A 19,204-nucleotide genomic window follows, 5' to 3' on the forward strand; every position below is an offset into this window, starting at 1 on the left:
CGGGCAGAGGGGATGGCCTGCAGGGACGCAGGCTCGGCCCCGACCCGACAGGCAGACGGCATAAGACGAATAACTCGCGCAGCGACGATTTTCCCGCCGGGAGCCAGGGATGCAAGGGAGGTGGCGGTGAGCCTCCCTTGCACGTTCACGAGTAACGGCGTTTCAGAGAAATGACACCGCGGAGGTGAACGGAACCCTGAGCCAGAATCACATATTCTTCATAATACTTAACTGATAAGCATTAGAACGCTACGGTGCGGCTTTTCCGGCATCAAATATTCATAGGGTGTATGCTATAAGCGGTGGAGGTCATACAATCGTATGGATATAAATCATTATGTTGCGCAATACGGCTATGCCGCATTAGTGATTGGCAGTCTGGCTGAAGGGGAAACCATTACCCTGTTAGGTGGCGTCGCGGCCCATCAGGGAGTACTTAAATTTCCGCTGGTGGTGCTCTCCGTCGCGCTGGGCGGGATGATTGGCGATCAGTTGCTCTATTTACTCGGACGTCGTTTTGGCGGCAAAATTCTGCGGCGTTTTTCGCGTCATCAGGCAAAAATTGATTACGCGCAGAAGATGATCCAACGGCGTCCTTATCTGTTTGTGGTCGGCACGCGTTTTATGTACGGTTTTCGCGTTATTGGCCCTTTGCTGATTGGTGCCAGTCACCTGCCACCGAAGATCTTTTTACCGCTCAATATTCTCGGGGCGCTGGTGTGGGCGCTGATATTTACCACCCTGGGTTATGTGGGGGGAGAAGTCATCGCGCCGTGGCTGCACAATCTCGACCAGCACATTAAGCACTGGATATGGCTGGTTCTGGTGATTGTACTGGTGGTAGGCGCACGCTGGTGGTTGAAAAAACGCAGCGGCAAGAAGACAGCCCGGTAGAGCGGTATCTACCGGGCTGGTGTGTTACGACGCGTGGTAGCCGCCGCCCAGCGCGCTGGTCAACTGAATGGAAGCATCCAGCCACTGGCCTTGCAGTACCAGACCGTTGCACTGCTCACGTAACGCCGGGATCTTTGCTTCGCTAACCCGCGAACCCGCAATAATACCGGCGTTAAATCGCGCCTGCGCAAGTCCCACCACACGCTGTGCATCATGTTCGATCTGCTGCTGATGCTGATTCTTCTGCGCCAGTGTTTCCACCTGCGAAGCTGCTCGCGCCACGTCATTCACCGCATCTACCACGGCTTTGTTGTAATTCGCCACCGTCAGGTTGCTTTGCGCTTTGGTGATATCAAGATTGGCATTCAATCTGCCGCTGTCGAAAATAGGCAGCGTGAGTCCGGCTGTGACCCCCATCTGCTGCGCGGAATGGCGGAACAGATCGCTCAGATGTAACGCATCCTGTTGTAAAAATGCCATCAAATTCACGTCAGGATAAAACGCAGCTTTCGCCGCATCAATGCTGCTCAGGGATGATTCAATATACCAGTGCGCGGCCTGTAAATCCGGTCGACGGGCCAGCAGCGAATAGCCTAACTGGGACGGGAGCTGGCTTTCTACGGTAGGTAACTTACTGGTATGCAGTTTCAGAACGGTAGACTGTGAATTAGTCAGGGCGCTCAGCCGCGCCTCAATCACTTTCATTTTGCCGTTAACATCGTTCAGTTGCTGATCCGTTTTACTGGAATCGATATCGGTCTCAACGCCTTCCACCGATGAGGTAATGCCGTTTTGATACAGTTGACGATCGACGTTAATAACGTTCTGTTGCTCATTTTTAATCTGCGTCAGCACGCTTTTCAGCGCCGCCTGCGTCTGCCATTCCCAGTACAGACGTGAAACGCCGCTCGCCAGCAGCTGGCGAGTTTGTTCACGCTCTGCTTCTCGCGCTTTAACGGCCCCAATACGCGCCGTCACTTCGGCCCGATTTTTCCCCCACAGATCCAGATTCCAACCGGCGGTTAAACCAAAGGTCCCGTTGGTGTACCACGGGCCTGTCGTTCCGGCGGCAGGATCGGTAATGGCAAACGGTCCCATCAACCCTTCAGCTGACATTCGCTGACGCTCAACGTCCGCAGAGAAATCGATCTCCGGGCCATCCTGCGCCTCAACGGCCTTCGCCTGCGCCTCCGCCAGTTGAATGCGCTGTTCCGCTACCTGCATATCAGGAGAGTTTCGCAACGTGCTGTCAATCAGCGCATTAAGCTGAGGATCGTGGTATGCCTTCCACCATTGGCTGTCCGGCCAGCCATTTTTTAATGCCGCAGGTAATGCGGAATCGACGTTCACAGCAGGGGTCTGCTGTGACAGAGACTGACGGTCATCATGCATAGGCGCACAGCCTGCCATCAGAATAAAAAGAGGCAACAATGCCGTCGCGGCAAAAACAGAATTACGATTCATGGAGATATACAGGTAAGAAAAGATGCGCAGAGAGTACGACTTGTCGCTGTTACTTTTTTAGTTACGCGTGGCAATACATCTTTGGCAATAAAAATATATAATCAGAAAAATATACACCACACAAATAATATAGATTGAATAATTTTAATAATTTATAGATGGAAACCTTATGTCACAGAATATTTATGACGACCCGGAATTCTTTGCCGGATATGCCACGCTGGATCGTTCAGTAAAAGGGCTTGATGGCGCACCGGAATGGCCAGCAATACAAGCTATGCTCCCCGCTCTGCAGGGTAAAAACATTCTCGATTTGGGCTGCGGATATGGCTGGTTTTGCCGCTACGCGCGCGATAATCATGCCGCCAGCGTCGTGGGGCTGGATATCTCACAAAAGATGTTAACCCAGGCGCACAATATGACTCACGGCAATGGCATCGTTTATCGCCGTGAAGATCTCGAAACGCTTACTCTCTCACCGGCTTCTTTCGACCTGGCTTATAGCTCCCTTGCCCTGCATTATCTACACGATATTGAACGATTATTCGTAACGATTTACCAGGCATTAACACCGGGAGGTATGTTAGTTTTCTCTGCCGAGCACCCGATTTATACCGCACCGCTTAACCAGGGCTGGATAAAAGACAAAACCGGGCAGCTGTCCTGGCCGGTTAATCATTATCAACAAGAAGGCGAGCGTATCAGTAACTGGTTTGCTGAAGGCGTTAAAAAACAGCACCGTAAGCTGGCGACCTGGATTAACGCGCTCATTGCCGCCGGATTCGACATTGTGTGTATTGATGAATGGGGACCATCAGCTCAGCAGATTGCTGAAAACCCGGCGTTGGATGAAGAAAAAGAGCGGCCAATGGTGTTTTTACTGAGCGCACGTAAACCGGCATAACAACACCGCCAGGCAGAATAGTTGATACTTTCCTATACTCATTCTGAACTTACCAAAAAAAGGAAAGTTAATGAAAATTCTGCTGTGGATTATTCTAATTATTTTTCTGATTGGGCTGTTGGTGGTAACGGGCGTGTTTAAGATGATTTTCTGATGTCGTTATTTCGCCCTGGCCTGATAGCAGAAATGTCAGGCTATCATTCTCTCTGATGCCGGATGGCGGCGTAAACGCCTTATCCGGCCTACCGGAACTGATGTCAGGCGCTAATCTCGATGGCCTGAATTGCTCGAGCGATATCCGGTGAATTGTTTAACGCGCGAATCTCCTGAAACAGTGCCGTTGCCTGTGAATATTCTTTACGCAAATACCCTAACCACTGCTTAATACGCGCCACATGATACAACCCTGTGTCACCCTGCTTTTCGAGACGGGTATATTTTTGCAACAACCTCACCACATCAGGCCACGGCATTCGCGGCTCGTTGTACTTCACCACGCGGCTCAGGTTCGGGATATTTAACGCGCCACGGCCGATCATCACCGCATCGCATCCGCTGATGGCCATACAATCCTGGGCGCTCTGCCAGTCCCAGATTTCGCCATTCGCGATAACCGGAATGGTAAGTCGCTGGCGAATTTCACCAATCGCCTGCCAGTTAATATGCTCGGCCTTATAGCCCTGCTCTTTGGTACGACCATGCACCGCCAGTTCGCTGGCGCCAGCCTGCTGGACGGCATCGGCAATTTCAAACTGCCGATCGCTGTTGTCCCAGCCCAGGCGCACTTTCACCGTCACCGGGAGATGGTCCGGAACCGCCTCGCGCATGGCTTTTGCGCCGCGGTAGATAAGTTCTGGATCTTTCAATAACGTCGCGCCACCGCCGCTGCCGTTGACCAGCTTCGACGGACAGCCGCAGTTCAGATCGACACCGTACGATCCCAGTTCGACCGCGCGGGCCGCGTTCTCCGCCAGCCACTGCGGGTACTGGCCCAACAGCTGTATGCGCACCTGCGTACCGGATGGCGTGCGGCTGTTGTTATGCAGTTCCGGGCAGAGCCGGTGAAATACTTTTGCCGGCAGGAGCTGATCCACCACGCGCACAAACTCCGTGATGCACAGATCGTAATCATTCACTTCAGTCAGCAGTTCGCGCACCAGGGAATCGAGCACGCCTTCCATCGGCGCCAGTAAAACACGCATATCGTCACCCGCAAAAAAAGAGGCGCTATGGTAGCGCCTCCGTTCGGGAGATTAAAGAGGCTCAGCGCGGCAACAGACAGTTATCTTCTTTCCAGCCGTACAGCCACTCCATACCGCGATAAAACTCCGCCTGTGATTTGCCTTGCCACAGCAGATTACGCACCTGGCGCTCGACGCCCGCAGCGTGATAAACGCGGCCCATTTCGCGCGTCGACCAGACAATCCGCGCCGTACGCGGAATGCGCACCGACTCATACAGGGCAAAGGCATCAGCCGCATCGCCGTCACACTGCTGTAACGCCTTACCGAGCGTGACAGCATCTTCCAGCGCCATACAGGCTCCCTGCGCCATATATTGCGCCACCGGGTGCGCGGCATCGCCCACCAGCGTAATGCGGTCGGTGCCCCATTTCTCTACCGGCTCGCGGTCAGCAGTGGCCCAGCGCCGCCATGATGTCGGTTTATCCAGCATCTGCCGTGGACGTGGATGAATACCGGCAAAATAGGAAAGTACCTCCTCTTTACTGCCATCCTTCACGCCCCACTCTTCCTGCTGACGACTATGAAAGGTCACCACCAGATTGTATTGTTTGCCGCCGCGCAGCGGATAGTGCACCAGGTGACAGTGCGGTCCGGCCCACAACACCGGCGCGTTAATGCGCAAATCTTCCGGCATATCATCGCAATCAATCACCGCGCGATAGACCACGTGCCCGGTCACGCGTGGCGCATCGCCAATCAGAGACTGACGGACAACCGACTTCACCCCGTCACAGCCGACCAAAATATCTGCCGTCCAGCTGTTGCCATGCTCGTCAAATACCGTCACGTCATTCTCGGTCTGGCGAATATCAACCACGTTAGTTGAAGTGCGATACTCAACGTTGGGATGAACCAGCGCCGCTTCCCACACAGAAGCATGAATATCCACCCGATGGATAACCGCATAAGGACCGCCAAAGTGATCGCGGAACGCCTGTCCGGTTTCAATACGCACGACTTCCTGCGCATTTACCGCATCCATCATGGTGATATGATCGGTAAAAACGGCGCGCTGGCGGGCAACCTCTCCCACACCAAGGCTGTCGAGCGCAGAGAACGCGTTTGGTCCGAGCTGAATGCCCGCGCCAATTTCACCAATCTCATGCGCTTTCTCCAGCAACATCACTTTGATTCCCTGACGGGCCAGCGATAACGCGGTCGCCGCGCCGCCAATCCCACCACCCACGATAATTGCGCGTGTCACTTTAGCCATTGTCGTTCTCCTTATCAGGCTGGAATTTTGTCTTGTTGGTTCTCGGGCGCGGCGGCGATAAACGCCGGAAGCTGGGTACAGGCATCATAGACCGCCTTGCACCGTGGATATGCGCTCAAATCGCAGCCCATACGTAGCGCGTTCGCCCATTGCGGGATCAGGCAGCAATCCGCCAACGTCGGCGCATCACCCACACAGAACGCCCCCGAATGACTCTGGCGCAGCATCTGTTCCACTGCGCTTAACCCTTGCTGGATCCAGTGCGCATACCAGCGTTTTTTATCCTCTTCACTGATCTTTAACTCGTCGCTCAGGTAGCGCAGAACCCGCATGTTATTCACTGGATGGATATCACAGGCGATGGCATAGACAATTTCCAGCACCCGACTGCGCATCGGGAAGTCAGCAGGCAGCAGCGGCGACTGCGGAAAGTGGCTATCCAGCCAGTCGGTTATCGCCAGCGATTGCCCAAGCGATTCTCCGGCGTCGGTCACCAGCGTCGGCACCAGCCCCAGCGGATTCATCCGCCGGTAGGCCAGCTCGTTCTGCTGACCGATGCGAATGTTGACGCCTACCGTCCGGTAATCGAGCCCCTTCAGCGCCAGCGCGATACGCACGCGATATGACGCGGAGCTATTAAAGAAACTGTACAGCTTCATCATCCACCTCAGACAATCTTCACGGCGATGGGGGTTAAACCGTCTACGTTGCCGGTGATCACATCACCTTTCACTACCGCCCCCACGCCTTCCGGCGTACCGGTGTAGATCAGATCGCCCGGCTGAAGTTCGAAAAATCCGGACAGATAGCTAATTGTTTCATTCACAGACCAGATGAGGTGGCGAATATCGCTCCGCTGATGATCGTCGCCGTTAACCTGCAGCCAGATAGGCGCATTGTTAACATCTACGCTTTCACTGGCTTTATGCAGCGGCGCGATGGGCGCAGAGAGATCAAACGCTTTGCCGATTTCCCACGGACGCCCCATCTGGCGCATCTCCATCTGCCTGTCGCGACGGGTCATATCCAGACCGGTGGCATAGCCCCAGATATATTCGTGCGCTTTTTCCAGTGGTATATCGCTGCCCTTTTTACCAATCGCCACCACCAGCTCTATCTCATAGTGATAGTTATCGGTCTGCGAAGGGTACGGCAGTTCGAGGGTTTGACCGGCCGCCACCGGAACCACCGCATCGGCAGGTTTACAGAAGAAGAACGGCGGTTCGCGATCCGGATCAAAGCCCATTTCACGCGCATGAGCGGCATAGTTGCGGCCCACGCAGTACACGCGGCGTACGGGAAATTGTTCATCACTGCCAACCACCGGAACGGTAACAGGCGCTTGTGGTTCGAATACGTATTGCGTCATTTTCTCTCTCCCAAATTAATAACGTGCTTCACGGAACAACCCCAGCGCTTCCTGAACCGGTCTGTCCGAAAAACTGAATAAGACGGTATCTTCGCTGGCCTGGAACGACACACCGTGCCAGGTCGGCACCACGAAGATATCTTTTGGCGAAAAGTTGAAGGTTTCGTTGCCGATGGTGACCCGCCCGCTTCCTTCCACCACATGGTAGATAGTACTGTCGGTGGTACGCGCCATCCGCGAAGCAAAGCCCTTCGGCAACAATTGCAGGAAGGTCCCCATTGACGGCATGGGATATCCACCGGTTACCGGGTTCACGTAGCGCATCTTGTAACCGTCCCACTCGTCGGCTTCGCCCATGCGGGTCAGGTCATGCAGTGCTTCACGGCTACGATCGTAGCGATAGTTGAAAATGGGCGATGAATTACCCTTTTGATGACGCAGCGGCAGCATATTGGCCGCATAGCGCGGTAAATAATCCCCTTCCTTGCGCGTGACCGGCTGCTGATCTTCCGGGTAGTCTTCCGCAAAGCCGCAGCCCAACAGATTCACCAGCGGCAGATCCAGACCGTCCAGCCACACTACCGGTTCGCTGCCTGGGTTGCCGTGATCGTGCCAGCGCCATTGCGGCGTCAGAATAAAATCGCCTTCATGCATTTGGGTGCGCTCGCCATCCACGGCGGTAAATGCCCCTTTCCCTTCGACAATAAAGCGCAACGCAGACTGATTATGACGGTGGCTCGGCGCAACCTCGCCCGGCATAATCAGCTGTAACCCGGCATACAGCGTTGGCGTGATTGATGACTGTCCGCGCAGCGTTGGGTTTTCCAGCACCAGCACGCGGCGAATCGCCTCTTTCGCGCCAATCAGATCGCCGCTTTCCAGCAGCAGCGGGCGGATCTCCTGATAGTTCCAGTACGCAGGCGCGCAATGCGCGTTCGGCGTTGACGGCACCAGACGATGCAGCGACTCCCACAGTGGGGTCAAATTCTGCCCGGAAATATGCTGGTAAAATTGTTGACGGATGTTCTTAACATCCTGATTCAGTTCAGACATAGGGATTCTCCTTATTCATTCACGATGCCTGCGCGTGGCAAGGCGTCAGGGACAGAGGCCGACTGGCGAACAACAACCGTCAGCAGCGTAAGCATCACCGCGCTGATGGCCGCCGGAACGGCAATAATGAAAAACAGGTTATCGAATGAGAAATTCATCGCCATCATCACGCCGCCGGAAAGCGAACCGACAATCGCGCCGCAGCGGCCAATGGCATTAGACCAACTGACGCCCGTCGCCCGGCTTTGCGTCGGATAAAGGGTAGCGGTTAAAGCATTGAGACCCACCTGAGAACCGCTAATCCCGATGCCGGTGCCAAAAATCGCCAACGCCATCAGCCACAGACCGTTTTCGCTCAGGCCAATCATGACGATACACACCGCCCCCCAGTGCATAGCTCACCGCCAGCACGCGGAAAGGATTGTATTTATCCATCAGTACGCCCAGCGCCAGCGCGCCTAACGTACCGCCAATCTGGAAGGCCGCGGTTACCCAGGAGGCATGTTGCAGGTCGATTCCGCGGTGGTTAAGCAGCGTTGGCATCCAACTGGAGAGCAAATAAATAATCAGCAGGCTCATAAAGAACACCACCCATAACATCAGGGTAATGGGCAACTGTCGCCCGACGAACAGCTGGCGGATACTGCCTTTGGCAATCGCTGAACTCTCGTTGAGATAAAAATGGGTATCGTCATAACGCTCCCGGGTAATAGCGCTGACAGTTCTGGCAATCACGTTTTGCGGTAGCTGGCGACGAACCTGCCAGCGCGGGGATTCCGGTAACGCAAACAGCAGGGCGACAAACAGCATCAGCGGCAAAACGCCTCCCAGCACCAGAATGCCGTGCCAACCAATAACCGGCACCAGTTGAGCACTGACGATGCCGCCCATAGCCGATCCGAGAGTAAAGCCGCAGAACATCATGGTGACCAAGGCGCCACGTCGACGGGCTGGCAGGTATTCCGACGTCATGGTGATGGTATTAGGCATCGCGCCGCCCAGACCTAACCCGGTAAGGAAACGCAAAATAACCAGCGTTTGCAGATCGGGCGAAAAAGCAGAGATCAGACTCAGCGCGCCAAACAGCGCCACGCAAAGCTCAATCACCCGTTTACGGCCAAAGCGATCGGACAACGGGCCGCAGAGCAACGCGCCAGCAGTTAGCCCCAGCAGTCCTGCGCCAAAAAGCGGCGCCAGATCCCCGGCGGTCAATTGCCAGTGGGTGCGTATATCGGGTGCGATAAAACCAATCGCCGCGGTATCAAAACCGTCGAGCATGACGACCAGGAAACAGCAAATAATCACGCGCCACTGCGTCTTACCGACGGGGGCAGAATCGATCAGTGCTTGTAGATCACGTTGTTGAGTCATAGTGAATGCCTCAGTGCAGGTAGAGTAGATGTCTGTTTTGTTTTAGGTATGTTGCGACTTTGTATGTTTGGAGATGAAATGTACAATGGCTTTTCATGCAGAGGCATAACCTGGAGGTTATAGCAAATGGCTAACTGGGCACAGAAACTAAAGTTGCACCACTTGCAAACGCTGGTCGCGCTAGGGGAACAGGGAAATTTGACTCACGTCGCCCGGATGATGAATATCACCCAGCCTGCCTTGTCCAAATGGTTATCACAGCTCGAAGATGAGATTGGCATCACGCTCTTTGAACGACATAGCAAAGGCTTACGCCCCTCCGAAGGTGGCAAGCTGTTACTGCAACATGCTCAGCGCCTGATCAATGATATGGAGCGTTCGCAGTATGAAATTGCCCGTTTCAAGCAAGGCGGTCTGGTGGGAAGCCTGAAGATTGGCTGCTCGCCGGTGGCGACCGACTGCGTTTCACAAGCAATACTGGGTTTGCTTACGGAGCTACCCACTTTGCATCTCAATATTGAAGAGAAAGTGATGACCCCGTTACTGCACGATCTGCTGGCGGGTTCAGTGGATGTCGTCGTCGGTCGCGTTGGCGGCCGGGCGCTCCAGTTGCCGCTCAATTACCAGGTGCTGTATACCGAGCCGGTCTGTTTTGTCGCCCGCCCCGATCATCCGCTGGCAAAATATCCCCTGCTCACCTGGAACGATCTGGCTAACTGGCGCTGGATTGTCTGGCCGACAGGCACCCCCATTCGGATTAGCATTGACAACGCGCTGGTCGATAATGGCGTAATGCTGCCAGAAAACACCATTGAATCAGCGTCGATAAACGTCAGTACCAACCTGCTGCAAAGTAGCGACATGGTTTCTATTCTTTCTCTGCGTCTGGCACAGCGTTATGCCGCTCAGGGACAGTTGGCTATCCTGAATCTGCCGAAGATTGAACAAAAAGGCAGCGTAGGCGTATTCTGGCGCAACAATGAAACGCCCACCACCGCCCTGAATCGCTTTTTGTATTACCTGGCGCAGGTTTAGCGCAGTCATTTGCGCAATGTTCCAGATGTCTATTTCCTCTATGCTTAGAATTCATGATGTGATCGGTAGCACGTTTTGAAGTTTAATTGTATGATGAATAAGTCTCGTCAAGGGTTTCAATTATGAGCAAATCACTGAACATTATCTGGCAATATTTGCGCGCATTCGTCCTAATCTATGCCTGCCTCTATGCAGGTATTTTTATCGCTTCGCTGCTGCCGATCACGATTCCGGGCAGCATCATCGGCATGCTGATTCTGTTTGTCTTACTGGCATTGCAGGTATTACCGGCAAAATGGGTTAATCCCGGCTGTTATGTCCTGATTCGCTATATGGCCCTGTTATTTGTCCCGATTGGCGTGGGGATCATGCAGTACTTTGATTTGCTCCGCGCACAATTTGGCCCGGTGGTGGTGTCATGCACCATCAGTACGCTGGTTGTTTTCCTCGTGGTGAGCTGGAGCTCACACCTTGTACACGGTGAACGCAAAATTGTTGGCCAAAAAGGTTCGAAAGAATGATGACGTATATCTGGTGGTCGTTACCCCTTACTCTCGCAGTATTCTTTGGCGCACGTAAGCTGGCAGCACGCTTTAAAATGCCGCTGCTGAATCCGCTGCTGGTCGCGATGGTGGTGATTATTCCCATTCTGATGCTGACCGGAATTCCCTACGATCACTATTTCAAAGGCAGCGAGGTGCTGAACGATTTACTGCAACCTGCCGTGGTCGCGCTGGCCTATCCGTTATACGAACAGCTGCACCAAATTCGCGCGCGCTGGAAATCAATAATCGCTATCTGCTTTGCCGGGAGCGTCGTGGCGATGGTTACCGGCACAACAATCGCCCTGTTGATGGGCGCATCACCGGAAATTGCTGCGTCAATCATGCCGAAATCGGTCACCACACCTATCGCTATGGCGGTGGGAGGCAGTATTGGTGGCATTCCGGCCATCAGCGCGGTGTGCGTCATTTTCGTCGGCATTCTCGGGGCGGTATTTGGTCATACTTTACTGAATGCGATGCGCATTCGCACGAAGGCCGCGCGAGGACTGGCAATGGGTACCGCTTCGCACGCCCTGGGAACCGCGCGTTGCGCAGAACTGGATTATCAGGAAGGCGCGTTTAGCTCTCTGGCGCTGGTCATTTGCGGCATTATCACCTCGTTGGTCGCCCCGTTCCTGTTCCCGGTTATTCTGGCAGTGGTCGGCTAACCTTCACTTTTTGGTTATTTATTTGCGATGTGTTGCACATTTTTCATTTAAGTTTCATAAGTTGCACACACAATGAGATTTGGATCACATATAAAGCCGTAACAGGCCCGTAAACTACGATTCCATTACATTGTTATGAGGCATCGCCATGCATCCACGTTTTCAAACTGCTTTTGCCCAACTCGCGGATAACTTGCAATCAGCCCTGGCCCCTGTTCTGGCGGATACGCATTTCCCCGCCATGCTGACTGCTGAGCAGGTCTCTTTGCTGAAACGCGAATCGGGACTGGACGAAGACGCGCTGGCATTCGCTCTGCTGCCGCTGGCTGCGGCCTGCGCACGTACTCCGCTTTCCAACTTCAACGTGGGCGCGATCTCGCGCGGCATTAGCGGCACCTGGTACTTCGGTGGCAACATGGAGTTCCTGGGCGCAACAATGCAGCAAACCGTTCATGCCGAGCAAAGTGCCATCAGCCACGCCTGGCTACGCGGTGAAAAAGGCCTCGCCGCCATCACCGTTAACTACACCCCTTGCGGCCACTGCCGCCAGTTTATGAATGAACTGAACAGCGGGTTGGATTTACGCATTCATCTGCCGGGGCGCGAACCACACGCACTGCGCGACTATCTCCCGGACGCGTTCGGGCCAAAAGATCTCGACATCAAAACGTTACTGATGGACGACCAGGATCACGGCTTTGCGCTGCAGGGCGACGCGCTGACCCAGGCGGCAATTACCGCCGCCAACAGATGCCATATGCCGTACAGCAAATCGCCAAGCGGCGTGGCGCTCGAGTGTAAAGACGGGCGAATTTTCAGTGGCAGCTATGCAGAAAACGCCGCCTTTAACCCCACCCTCCCACCGCTGCAAGGCGCGTTAAACCTGTTGAGTCTGAACGGTTACGACTATCCGGACATTCAGCGCGCAGTGCTGGCTGAAAAAGCCGATGCGCCGTTGATCCAGTGGGATGCGACCTCCGCTACCCTGAACGCGCTGGGCTGCAACAATATTGAGCGCGTGCTGCTCAGTTAAATCATAAAGCCCGGTGGCGCTGCGCTAACCGGGTTACAGTGACTAAAATCCCCTCAATCAGACTGCTGTTTCTTGCGCTACGTCTTCCGGTACAGTAGCCTGATTGAAATTCCACCCAAATAACGAGTTTTCTGCATGTTAAAGCGCGTGTTTTACAGCCTGTTAGTCCTGTCAGGCCTGCTGCTGTTGACTGTGCTTGGACTCGACAGATGGATGAGCTGGAAGACTGCCCCCTATATCTACGACGAATTACAGGATTTACCCTACCGCCAGGTCGGTGTGGTCCTGGGTACGGCAAAATACTATCGAACCGGCGTTATCAACCAGTATTACCGCTACCGTATTCAGGGCGCATTGAACGCCTATAACAGCGGCAAGGTTAACTATCTGCTGCTGAGCGGCGACAACGCGCAGCAAAGCTATAACGAGCCCATGACGATGCGTAAGGATCTGATTGCCGCAGGCGTCGATCCGGCTGACATTGTGCTTGATTACGCCGGGTTCCGTACGCTCGACTCCATCGTGCGTACCCGTAAGGTATTCGATACCAACGATTTCATCATTATTACTCAGCGATTCCACTGTGAACGCGCCTTGTTTATTGCGCTGCATATGGGCATTCAGGCCCAGTGCTATGCGGTACCTTCACCAAAAGATATGCTTACCGTGCGGGTACGCGAATTCGGCGCGCGTTTTGGCGCACTCGCCGATCTCTATATTTTTAAACGTGAACCCCGTTTTTTAGGCCCACTGGTGCCCATCCCTACCATGCATCAGGTACCCGACGATGCGCAGGGGTATCCGGCGGTTACGCCTGAACAATTACTCGAATTACAAAAGAAACAAGGAAAATAAGCATGGATGTACAAACCCTCTTCGTCGTGTTGGCCTTTCTGCTCATTCCTGTGTTTTGTTTCCGTGAGGCCTGGAAAGGTTGGCGCACCGGGGCCGTAGATAAAATTAAGAAGAATACGCGCGAACCGGTATACGCTTATCGCAATCAAGAGCCCCTGCAATTTTGGTCCTATGTGTTGGTTTATGCCGGATGCGGATGTTTATCCTTCGGTATGGTTATTTACTTAATTTTTTATCGATAAAGATATTATCTTTATATTAGCGTTTGAGAATAGCTAATATTATGATAACGGTTACCATTTCAAATTAAGGGATTAATGCTGCCCGTCAGCATTTCCCGCCAACACTCTTCTATTTGTGAATCCTTTCACAGAATACTCTTCCTGCAGTGCTTAGCCTTAAGAATAGCCTTTCGATTTTTATATTTTGTTATTAACGGTTTGCCTTAATTTACTCACGCATTAAGGAAGAAAATATGCCACAACAAAATTATCTGGATGAGCTCACGCCTGCTTTTACTCCATTATTAGCCATTAAAGAGGCTTCCCGCTGTTTATTATGTCACGACGCCCCCTGTAGCCAGGATTGTCCGGCGCAAACTGACCCCGGAAAATTTATTCGCTCCATTTATTTTCGTAATTTTAAGGGTGCAGCCGAAACTATTCGTGAAAATAATGCCCTTGGGGCAGTATGCGCCCGGGTATGCCCAACCGAAAAGTTGTGCCAACGCGGGTGTACACGCTCAGGCATTGATAAGCCGATTGATATTGCACGTCTGCAACGCTTTATTACCGACTTTGAGCAGCAGACCGCAATGAAAATTTACCAACCCGCCACAAAAACACAGGGCAAGATCGCCATCATTGGCGCAGGCCCTGCAGGATTACAAGCCAGCGTAACGCTGAGCAATCTGGGCTATGACGTCACTATCTATGAAAAGCAGGCCCAACCTGGCGGCTGGTTACGCTATGGCATTCCAGAGTTTCGTCTGCCACATGCTGTTTTAGATAACGAAATTGCTCGTATCGTTGAGATGGGCGTAACCATCAAATGCAATTGTGAAGTCGGCCATGCCCTTTCCGTTGAGCAACTCAAAACAGAATACCGCGCCGTACTGGTTACCGTAGGGATGTCTTACGGCTCCATGTTACCCCTGTTTGACCAGGCAGAAAACGTCGAAATAGCCGTCGACTTCCTGCAGCGGGCCAGGCACTCCAAAGGCGATATTACCGTCGCGCAAAGCGCATTGATCATCGGCGGCGGCGATGTCGCGATGGATGTCGCCAGCACGTTGAAACTACTGGGCTGTCCGTCAGTTACCTGTGTCGCCCGTGAAGAACTGGCCGATTTCCCAGCCAGCGATAAAGAGTTCAGCAGCACACAAGCGTTAGGGGTATCGATTATTGACGGTTTCACGCCTGTGGCGGTTAGCGGAAAGCGGGTTACTTTTAAACACGTTCGCCTGCCGGGAGAACTGACGCTTGAAGCCGAACATATTATTCTCGCCGTTGGTCAACATGCTCAACTTGAAAATTTCACCGCGTTAAAACCACAGCGCAATCTTATCGATACGGATAATTATCAAACCGCCGATCCCGCTTTGTTTGCCGCGGGCGATATTGTAAAAGGCGATAAAACGGTGGTTTACGCCGTGAAAACCGGAAAAGAAGCCGCTCAGGCCATTCATCACTACTTAGAGGGAGCTTGCTCATGTTAACGAAAGATCTTTCTATTACTTTTTGCGGCGTCAAATTCCCCAACCCGTTCTGCCTCTCTTCTTCTCCGGTGGGCAACTGCTATGACATGTGCGCCAAAGCCTATGATACCGGCTGGGGCGGGATTGTTTTTAAAACCATCGGTTTCTTTATTGCGAATGAAGTCTCCCCACGTTTTGACCATCTGACCAAAGAAGATACCGGCTTTGTTGGCTTCAAAAATATGGAGCAAATTGCCGAGCATCCGCTGGAGGAGAATCTGGCCGCGATCCGCCGACTGAAGCAGGACTACCCGGACAAGGTCCTGATTGCGTCGATCATGGGAGAAAATGAGCAGCAATGGCAGGAGCTGGCCCGTCTGGTTGAAGAAGCGGGTGCAGATATGATCGAGTGTAACTTCTCGTGCCCGCAAATGACCTCACATGCCATGGGCAGCGATGTGGGGCAAAGCCCTGAGCTGGTTGAAAAATACTGTCGGGCGGTTAAACGCGGCTCTACCCTGCCAATGCTGGCTAAAATGACGCCAAATATTGGTGATATGTGCGAGGTGGCGCTGGCGGCAAAACGCGGTGGCGCCGACGGTATCGCGACCATCAATACGGTTAAATCCATCACCAATATCGATCTGAACCGGAAAATTGGGATGCCCGTCGTCAACGGTAAATCCAGTATTTCCGGCTACTCCGGCAAGGCCGTTAAACCTATCGCCCTGCGATTTATTCAGCAACTGCGCATGCACCCTGAACTGCGCGATTTCCCGATTAGCGGCATCGGGGGTATAGAAACCTGGGAGGATGCCGCCGAGTTTTTACTGTTAGGCGCGGCCACGCTGCAGGTGACCACCGGGATCATGCAGTATGGTTATCGGATTGTGGAGGACATGACCAGCGGGCTGTCGCATTACCTCGCCGATCAAGGGTTTGACTCACTGGAGGAGATGGTGGGCCTTGCCAATGCCAATATCATCCCCGCAGAAGATCTTGACCGTAGCTACATCGTCTATCCGAACATCCATCTCGATAAATGCGTGGGCTGTGGTCGCTGCTACATCTCCTGCTATGACGGTGGGCATCAGGCGATGGAATGGAATGAGCAAACCCGCACCCCACACTGTGACACGGAAAAATGTGTGGGATGCTTGCTGTGCGGCCACGTTTGCCCGGTCGCCTGTATCGACCTGGGTGAAGTAAAATTTAAATCCGGAGAGAAAGAGCACGCGTTAACATTATAACGCTGACAAAAAAGCCGGTGCAGATTGCGCTGCACCGGCCTTTTAGCGTTTTATCGTTACTTCTTACGCGCGTACTTCAGTGAGTCCAGCGCCACCGCGAAGATGATGATGCCGCCCTTAATAATGTACTGCCAGTATGGGTTAACGCCGATGTAAGTCAGACCGTAGTTAATGACGGTAAAGATAATCACACCGGTCACCACGCCGAAGACGGTCCCTACCCCACCGCTAAACGACACGCCGCCAACCACACACGCCGCAATCGCATCCAGCTCATACATAAAACCGAGGTTGTTGGTCGCCGAGCCGATACGTCCCGCTTCCAGCAAACCACCGAAGGCATAGAACACACCAGACAACGCATAGATAATCAGCAGGTTCAGCGCGACGTTCACGCCAGACACTTTCGCCGCCTCTGGGTTACCGCCGATAGCAAAAATGTTTTTACCGAAGCGGGTCTTGTTCCACAGCACCCACACAAAGGCCACGGCAATCAGCGCATAGAAAGTGATATAAGAGAGTCGGAAGCTGCCCAGCGCGATAAAGCCCTGCGCAAAGGTTGAGAATCCGCTGTCAAAGCCAGAAATTGGCGATGCGCCGACAAAATCGTAGTACAGGGAGTTGATCCCGTAGACGATGATCATCGTACCCAACGTGGTAATAAACGGCGTCACGTTCAGATACGCGATGATGATACCGTTCACCAGACCGATAATCGCACCGATGACGCAGACAATCAGCACCACCACGATGATCGGCATCGTCGCCATTTCCGGGAATACCTTGTTGGCGTTCTCCATCGACTGCAGTAAGGTTGCCGCCACCACTGCCGCCAGACCAACCTGACGCCCTGCCGACAGGTCTGTCCCTTGCGTAACAATCAGTCCCGCAACACCCAATGCGATAATAATACGCACCGAGGACTGAGTCAGAATATTACTCAGGTTGAGTAAACTTAAGAAAGTGGGATCCTGGAAAATAATAATTGCCAGCAAAACCAAAAGAACAACGTAAATTCCGCCTTCTTTCAGGTAAGTAAGAAAACTTTTCTTATTTAACGCACTCATGAGGAGCCCCTAATCTTAAAGGTGCAAAGACGCAAGACGGAGGATTTCGTTTTGCGTTGTCGTTTTAGTGTCAACAATTCCGGCAACGAGACCATTGCTCATTACCAGAATACGATCGGTAATACCCAGCAGCTCCGGCATTTCAGAGGAAATAATAATAATCCCCTTATCTTTTTTCGCGAGTTCGGCAATCAACTGATAAATTTCAAATTTTGCGCCGACATCGATTCCACGGGTAGGTTCATCCAGCATCAGGATTTCTGGCTGTGTTAATAGCCAGCGGCCAATAACCACCTTTTGCTGATTCCCCCCGGAAAGTGAACCGATTTGCGTACGATGGCCCGGCGTTTTCACCCTCATGGAGTCAATCACCCATTGGGTATCGCTCTTCATGCGGGAATTATCCAGCAGGCCGACTTTATTTTTATAGTTTTGGATATTGGAGATTAACGAGTTAAAACCAATGTCCAGATACGCATAAATACCGGTTGAGCGGCGCTCTTCCGTGACCAGTGCAAAGCCATGGTTGATGGCTTCATTGGCGCTGTGGTTATTAATTTTTTTGCCGTGTAACGTAATCGTACCCGATGATTTCTCACGAATACCAAAAAGCGTTTCAACGATATCAGTGCGTTTTGCGCCTACCAGACCGGCAATCCCGAGGATTTCCCCTTTGTGCAAATCAAACGAGACATCACGAATCGACGGTTGACGCAGCGAGGTCAGGTTACGCACTTGCAGAATCACTTCACCAGGTTTGTTTTCTTTATCAGGAAAACGTTGGTTCAGCGAACGTCCAACCATCATGGCGATGATCTTGTCCATATCCAGCCCTTCCAGCGGCTGGGTTGCGATCCACTGCCCGTCGCGCAGTACGGTAATTTCATCACACAGTTGGAAGATTTCTTCCATTTTGTGAGAAATATAAACGATACCGCATCCACGCTCTTTCAGCTTACGAATAATGGTGAACAGATGATTAACTTCTTTCTCGGTTAACGATGAAGTCGGCTCATCCATAATGACGATTTTGGCATCATAGGAGAAGGCTTTGGCAATTTCGATCATCTGCATTTGTGAAACGGATAAGGTACCGACGCGCGCCCGCGGATCGATATCAATATCCAGCTCATCAAATATCGCTTTGGTATCACGGTACATTTTTTCCTGATCGACAAACATACCTTTAGTGGGATAGCGCCCCAGCCACATGTTGTCCATCACGGAACGTTGTAATACCAGGTTTAATTCCTGGTGGACCATCGAAATACCATTTTCAAGCGCCTCTTTCGCCGAATGAAAATCTATTTCTTTACCCTGAAATAAAATACTACCGGAATCTTTTTGATAGATACCGAAAAGACACTTCAATAATGTGGATTTCCCCGCGCCGTTCTCGCCCATTAAGGCGTGAATCGAATGTGGGCGGACTTTTAAATTAACATTATCAAGAGCCTTAACGCCGGGAAAAGACTTGTTGATGCCGGTCATTTCCAACAAGTATTCGCCTGACGACTGAGTATGTGTGCTGACCATAAATATA

Annotated in this window: 18 protein-coding genes and 1 pseudogene; 10 read left to right on the forward strand and 9 right to left on the reverse strand. The window is 52.5% G+C overall.

The genetic code is table 11. From position 1 onward, the window contains the following. Nucleotides 1-321: 321 nt before the first annotated feature. The gene (locus FDW92_RS05545; protein WP_042307347.1) at nucleotides 322-894 is read left to right on the forward strand and encodes a DedA family protein; all 573 of its coding nucleotides are present in this window, start codon (nucleotides 322-324) and stop codon (nucleotides 892-894) included. Between the two features lie 24 nt (nucleotides 895-918). On the opposite strand, the gene mdtQ is transcribed toward FDW92_RS05545, so the two are convergent. Continuing rightward, nucleotides 919-2,358: a multidrug resistance outer membrane protein MdtQ gene (mdtQ, locus tag FDW92_RS05550; protein ID WP_042307344.1), complete on the reverse strand. Its 1,440-nt coding sequence runs from the start codon at nucleotides 2,356-2,358 to the stop codon at nucleotides 919-921. A gap of 169 nt (nucleotides 2,359-2,527) precedes the next feature. Between mdtQ and FDW92_RS05555 the strand changes: the two genes are divergently transcribed. Beyond that, nucleotides 2,528-3,262: a class I SAM-dependent methyltransferase gene (locus FDW92_RS05555; RefSeq protein WP_042307342.1), complete on the forward strand. Its 735-nt coding sequence runs from the start codon at nucleotides 2,528-2,530 to the stop codon at nucleotides 3,260-3,262. 257 nt (nucleotides 3,263-3,519) lie between these two features. Here the strand turns inward: FDW92_RS05555 and dusC are convergent, their stop codons facing one another. From dusC to FDW92_RS05590, 6 genes and pseudogenes are all read right to left on the reverse strand, one after another. Further along, complete coding sequence (gene dusC, locus FDW92_RS05565) at nucleotides 3,520-4,464, reverse strand: tRNA dihydrouridine(16) synthase DusC (protein WP_042307340.1); 945 nt, start codon at nucleotides 4,462-4,464, stop codon at nucleotides 3,520-3,522. A 61-nt stretch (nucleotides 4,465-4,525) separates the two neighbouring features. Then, nucleotides 4,526-5,719, reverse strand: a complete 1,194-nt coding sequence (locus FDW92_RS05570; RefSeq protein ID WP_042307339.1) for a 3-hydroxybenzoate 6-monooxygenase — start codon at nucleotides 5,717-5,719, stop codon at nucleotides 4,526-4,528. Nucleotides 5,720-5,733: 14 nt separating this feature from the next. After that, a complete protein-coding gene (gene maiA, locus FDW92_RS05575) occupies nucleotides 5,734-6,378 on the reverse strand; it encodes a maleylacetoacetate isomerase (RefSeq protein ID WP_042307336.1) in 645 nt (214 codons plus the stop codon). An 8-nt stretch (nucleotides 6,379-6,386) separates the two neighbouring features. Continuing rightward, nucleotides 6,387-7,088 carry a fumarylacetoacetate hydrolase family protein gene (locus tag FDW92_RS05580; RefSeq protein ID WP_042307334.1) on the reverse strand — a complete coding sequence of 234 codons (702 nt, stop codon included), beginning with the start codon at nucleotides 7,086-7,088 and terminating at the stop codon, nucleotides 6,387-6,389. 15 nt (nucleotides 7,089-7,103) lie between these two features. Continuing rightward, nucleotides 7,104-8,141, reverse strand: a complete 1,038-nt coding sequence (gene gtdA / locus FDW92_RS05585) for a gentisate 1,2-dioxygenase (RefSeq protein ID WP_042307332.1) — start codon at nucleotides 8,139-8,141, stop codon at nucleotides 7,104-7,106. An 11-nt stretch (nucleotides 8,142-8,152) separates the two neighbouring features. Further along, nucleotides 8,153-9,512: pseudogene (locus FDW92_RS05590) on the reverse strand (aromatic acid/H+ symport family MFS transporter). A 126-nt stretch (nucleotides 9,513-9,638) separates the two neighbouring features. Between FDW92_RS05590 and FDW92_RS05595 the strand changes: the two are divergent. The 8 genes from FDW92_RS05595 (at nucleotide 9,639) to preA (ending at nucleotide 16,594) form a co-directional block, all read left to right on the forward strand. Beyond that, entirely contained in the window at nucleotides 9,639-10,547 is a 909-nt protein-coding gene (locus FDW92_RS05595) for a LysR substrate-binding domain-containing protein (protein ID WP_042307328.1), read from the forward strand. A gap of 122 nt (nucleotides 10,548-10,669) precedes the next feature. Next, the gene (locus tag FDW92_RS05600; RefSeq protein ID WP_038641975.1) at nucleotides 10,670-11,068 is read left to right on the forward strand and encodes a CidA/LrgA family protein; all 399 of its coding nucleotides are present in this window, start codon (nucleotides 10,670-10,672) and stop codon (nucleotides 11,066-11,068) included. Continuing rightward, complete coding sequence (locus FDW92_RS05605; protein WP_038641977.1) at nucleotides 11,065-11,760, forward strand: CidB/LrgB family autolysis modulator; 696 nt, start codon at nucleotides 11,065-11,067, stop codon at nucleotides 11,758-11,760. Before FDW92_RS05600 ends, FDW92_RS05605 begins: the two co-directional genes overlap by 4 nt. A 148-nt stretch (nucleotides 11,761-11,908) precedes the next feature. Next, nucleotides 11,909-12,793 (forward strand): cytidine deaminase, encoded by an 885-nt coding sequence (gene cdd / locus FDW92_RS05610; protein WP_042307327.1) that lies wholly within the window; start codon nucleotides 11,909-11,911, stop codon nucleotides 12,791-12,793. 135 nt (nucleotides 12,794-12,928) lie between these two features. Next, nucleotides 12,929-13,648, forward strand: coding sequence for an outer membrane permeability protein SanA (gene sanA, locus FDW92_RS05615; RefSeq protein WP_038641981.1), 720 nt, complete (start codon nucleotides 12,929-12,931; stop codon nucleotides 13,646-13,648). Nucleotides 13,649-13,650: 2 nt separating this feature from the next. Beyond that, nucleotides 13,651-13,890, forward strand: a complete 240-nt coding sequence (locus tag FDW92_RS05620) for a DUF2542 family protein (RefSeq protein ID WP_042307325.1) — start codon at nucleotides 13,651-13,653, stop codon at nucleotides 13,888-13,890. 233 nt (nucleotides 13,891-14,123) lie between these two features. Continuing rightward, nucleotides 14,124-15,365 carry an NAD(P)-dependent oxidoreductase gene (locus FDW92_RS05625; RefSeq protein WP_042307323.1) on the forward strand — a complete coding sequence of 414 codons (1,242 nt, stop codon included), beginning with the start codon at nucleotides 14,124-14,126 and terminating at the stop codon, nucleotides 15,363-15,365. Then, nucleotides 15,359-16,594: an NAD-dependent dihydropyrimidine dehydrogenase subunit PreA gene (preA, locus tag FDW92_RS05630; RefSeq protein ID WP_042307320.1), complete on the forward strand. Its 1,236-nt coding sequence runs from the start codon at nucleotides 15,359-15,361 to the stop codon at nucleotides 16,592-16,594. Before FDW92_RS05625 ends, preA begins: the two co-directional genes overlap by 7 nt. A gap of 56 nt (nucleotides 16,595-16,650) precedes the next feature. Here preA and mglC read toward each other — a convergent pair whose 3' ends face one another. Together mglC and mglA are read right to left on the reverse strand one after the other, a co-directional pair. Then, the gene (gene mglC / locus FDW92_RS05635; protein ID WP_003027393.1) at nucleotides 16,651-17,661 is read right to left on the reverse strand and encodes a galactose/methyl galactoside ABC transporter permease MglC; all 1,011 of its coding nucleotides are present in this window, start codon (nucleotides 17,659-17,661) and stop codon (nucleotides 16,651-16,653) included. A 15-nt stretch (nucleotides 17,662-17,676) separates the two neighbouring features. Next, on the reverse strand, nucleotides 17,677-19,197 hold the full coding sequence (gene mglA / locus FDW92_RS05640) for a galactose/methyl galactoside ABC transporter ATP-binding protein MglA (RefSeq protein WP_005129207.1): 1,521 nt from the start codon (nucleotides 19,195-19,197) through the stop codon (nucleotides 17,677-17,679). Between the last annotated feature and the right edge of the window lie 7 nt (nucleotides 19,198-19,204).

The organism is Citrobacter sp. wls706, assembly GCF_005281305.1.
Classification (GTDB): domain Bacteria; phylum Pseudomonadota; class Gammaproteobacteria; order Enterobacterales; family Enterobacteriaceae; genus Citrobacter; species Citrobacter werkmanii.

Bases quoted from the DNA above. Each gene is read 5' to 3' on its own strand.
- FDW92_RS05545 (WP_042307347.1), top strand. From the start codon at position 322: ATGGATATAAATCATTATGTTGCGCAATACGGCTATGCCGCATTAGTG.
- mdtQ (WP_042307344.1), bottom strand. From the start codon at position 2,358: ATGAATCGTAATTCTGTTTTTGCCGCGACGGCATTGTTGCCTCTTTTT.
- FDW92_RS05555 (WP_042307342.1), top strand. From the start codon at position 2,528: ATGTCACAGAATATTTATGACGACCCGGAATTCTTTGCCGGATATGCC.
- dusC (WP_042307340.1), bottom strand. From the start codon at position 4,464: ATGCGTGTTTTACTGGCGCCGATGGAAGGCGTGCTCGATTCCCTGGTG.
- FDW92_RS05570 (WP_042307339.1), bottom strand. From the start codon at position 5,719: ATGGCTAAAGTGACACGCGCAATTATCGTGGGTGGTGGGATTGGCGGC.
- maiA (WP_042307336.1), bottom strand. From the start codon at position 6,378: ATGAAGCTGTACAGTTTCTTTAATAGCTCCGCGTCATATCGCGTGCGT.
- FDW92_RS05580 (WP_042307334.1), bottom strand. From the start codon at position 7,088: ATGACGCAATACGTATTCGAACCACAAGCGCCTGTTACCGTTCCGGTG.
- gtdA (WP_042307332.1), bottom strand. From the start codon at position 8,141: ATGTCTGAACTGAATCAGGATGTTAAGAACATCCGTCAACAATTTTAC.
- FDW92_RS05595 (WP_042307328.1), top strand. From the start codon at position 9,639: ATGGCTAACTGGGCACAGAAACTAAAGTTGCACCACTTGCAAACGCTG.
- FDW92_RS05600 (WP_038641975.1), top strand. From the start codon at position 10,670: ATGAGCAAATCACTGAACATTATCTGGCAATATTTGCGCGCATTCGTC.
- FDW92_RS05605 (WP_038641977.1), top strand. From the start codon at position 11,065: ATGATGACGTATATCTGGTGGTCGTTACCCCTTACTCTCGCAGTATTC.
- cdd (WP_042307327.1), top strand. From the start codon at position 11,909: ATGCATCCACGTTTTCAAACTGCTTTTGCCCAACTCGCGGATAACTTG.
- sanA (WP_038641981.1), top strand. From the start codon at position 12,929: ATGTTAAAGCGCGTGTTTTACAGCCTGTTAGTCCTGTCAGGCCTGCTG.
- FDW92_RS05620 (WP_042307325.1), top strand. From the start codon at position 13,651: ATGGATGTACAAACCCTCTTCGTCGTGTTGGCCTTTCTGCTCATTCCT.
- FDW92_RS05625 (WP_042307323.1), top strand. From the start codon at position 14,124: ATGCCACAACAAAATTATCTGGATGAGCTCACGCCTGCTTTTACTCCA.
- preA (WP_042307320.1), top strand. From the start codon at position 15,359: ATGTTAACGAAAGATCTTTCTATTACTTTTTGCGGCGTCAAATTCCCC.
- mglC (WP_003027393.1), bottom strand. From the start codon at position 17,661: ATGAGTGCGTTAAATAAGAAAAGTTTTCTTACTTACCTGAAAGAAGGC.
- mglA (WP_005129207.1), bottom strand. From the start codon at position 19,197: ATGGTCAGCACACATACTCAGTCGTCAGGCGAATACTTGTTGGAAATG.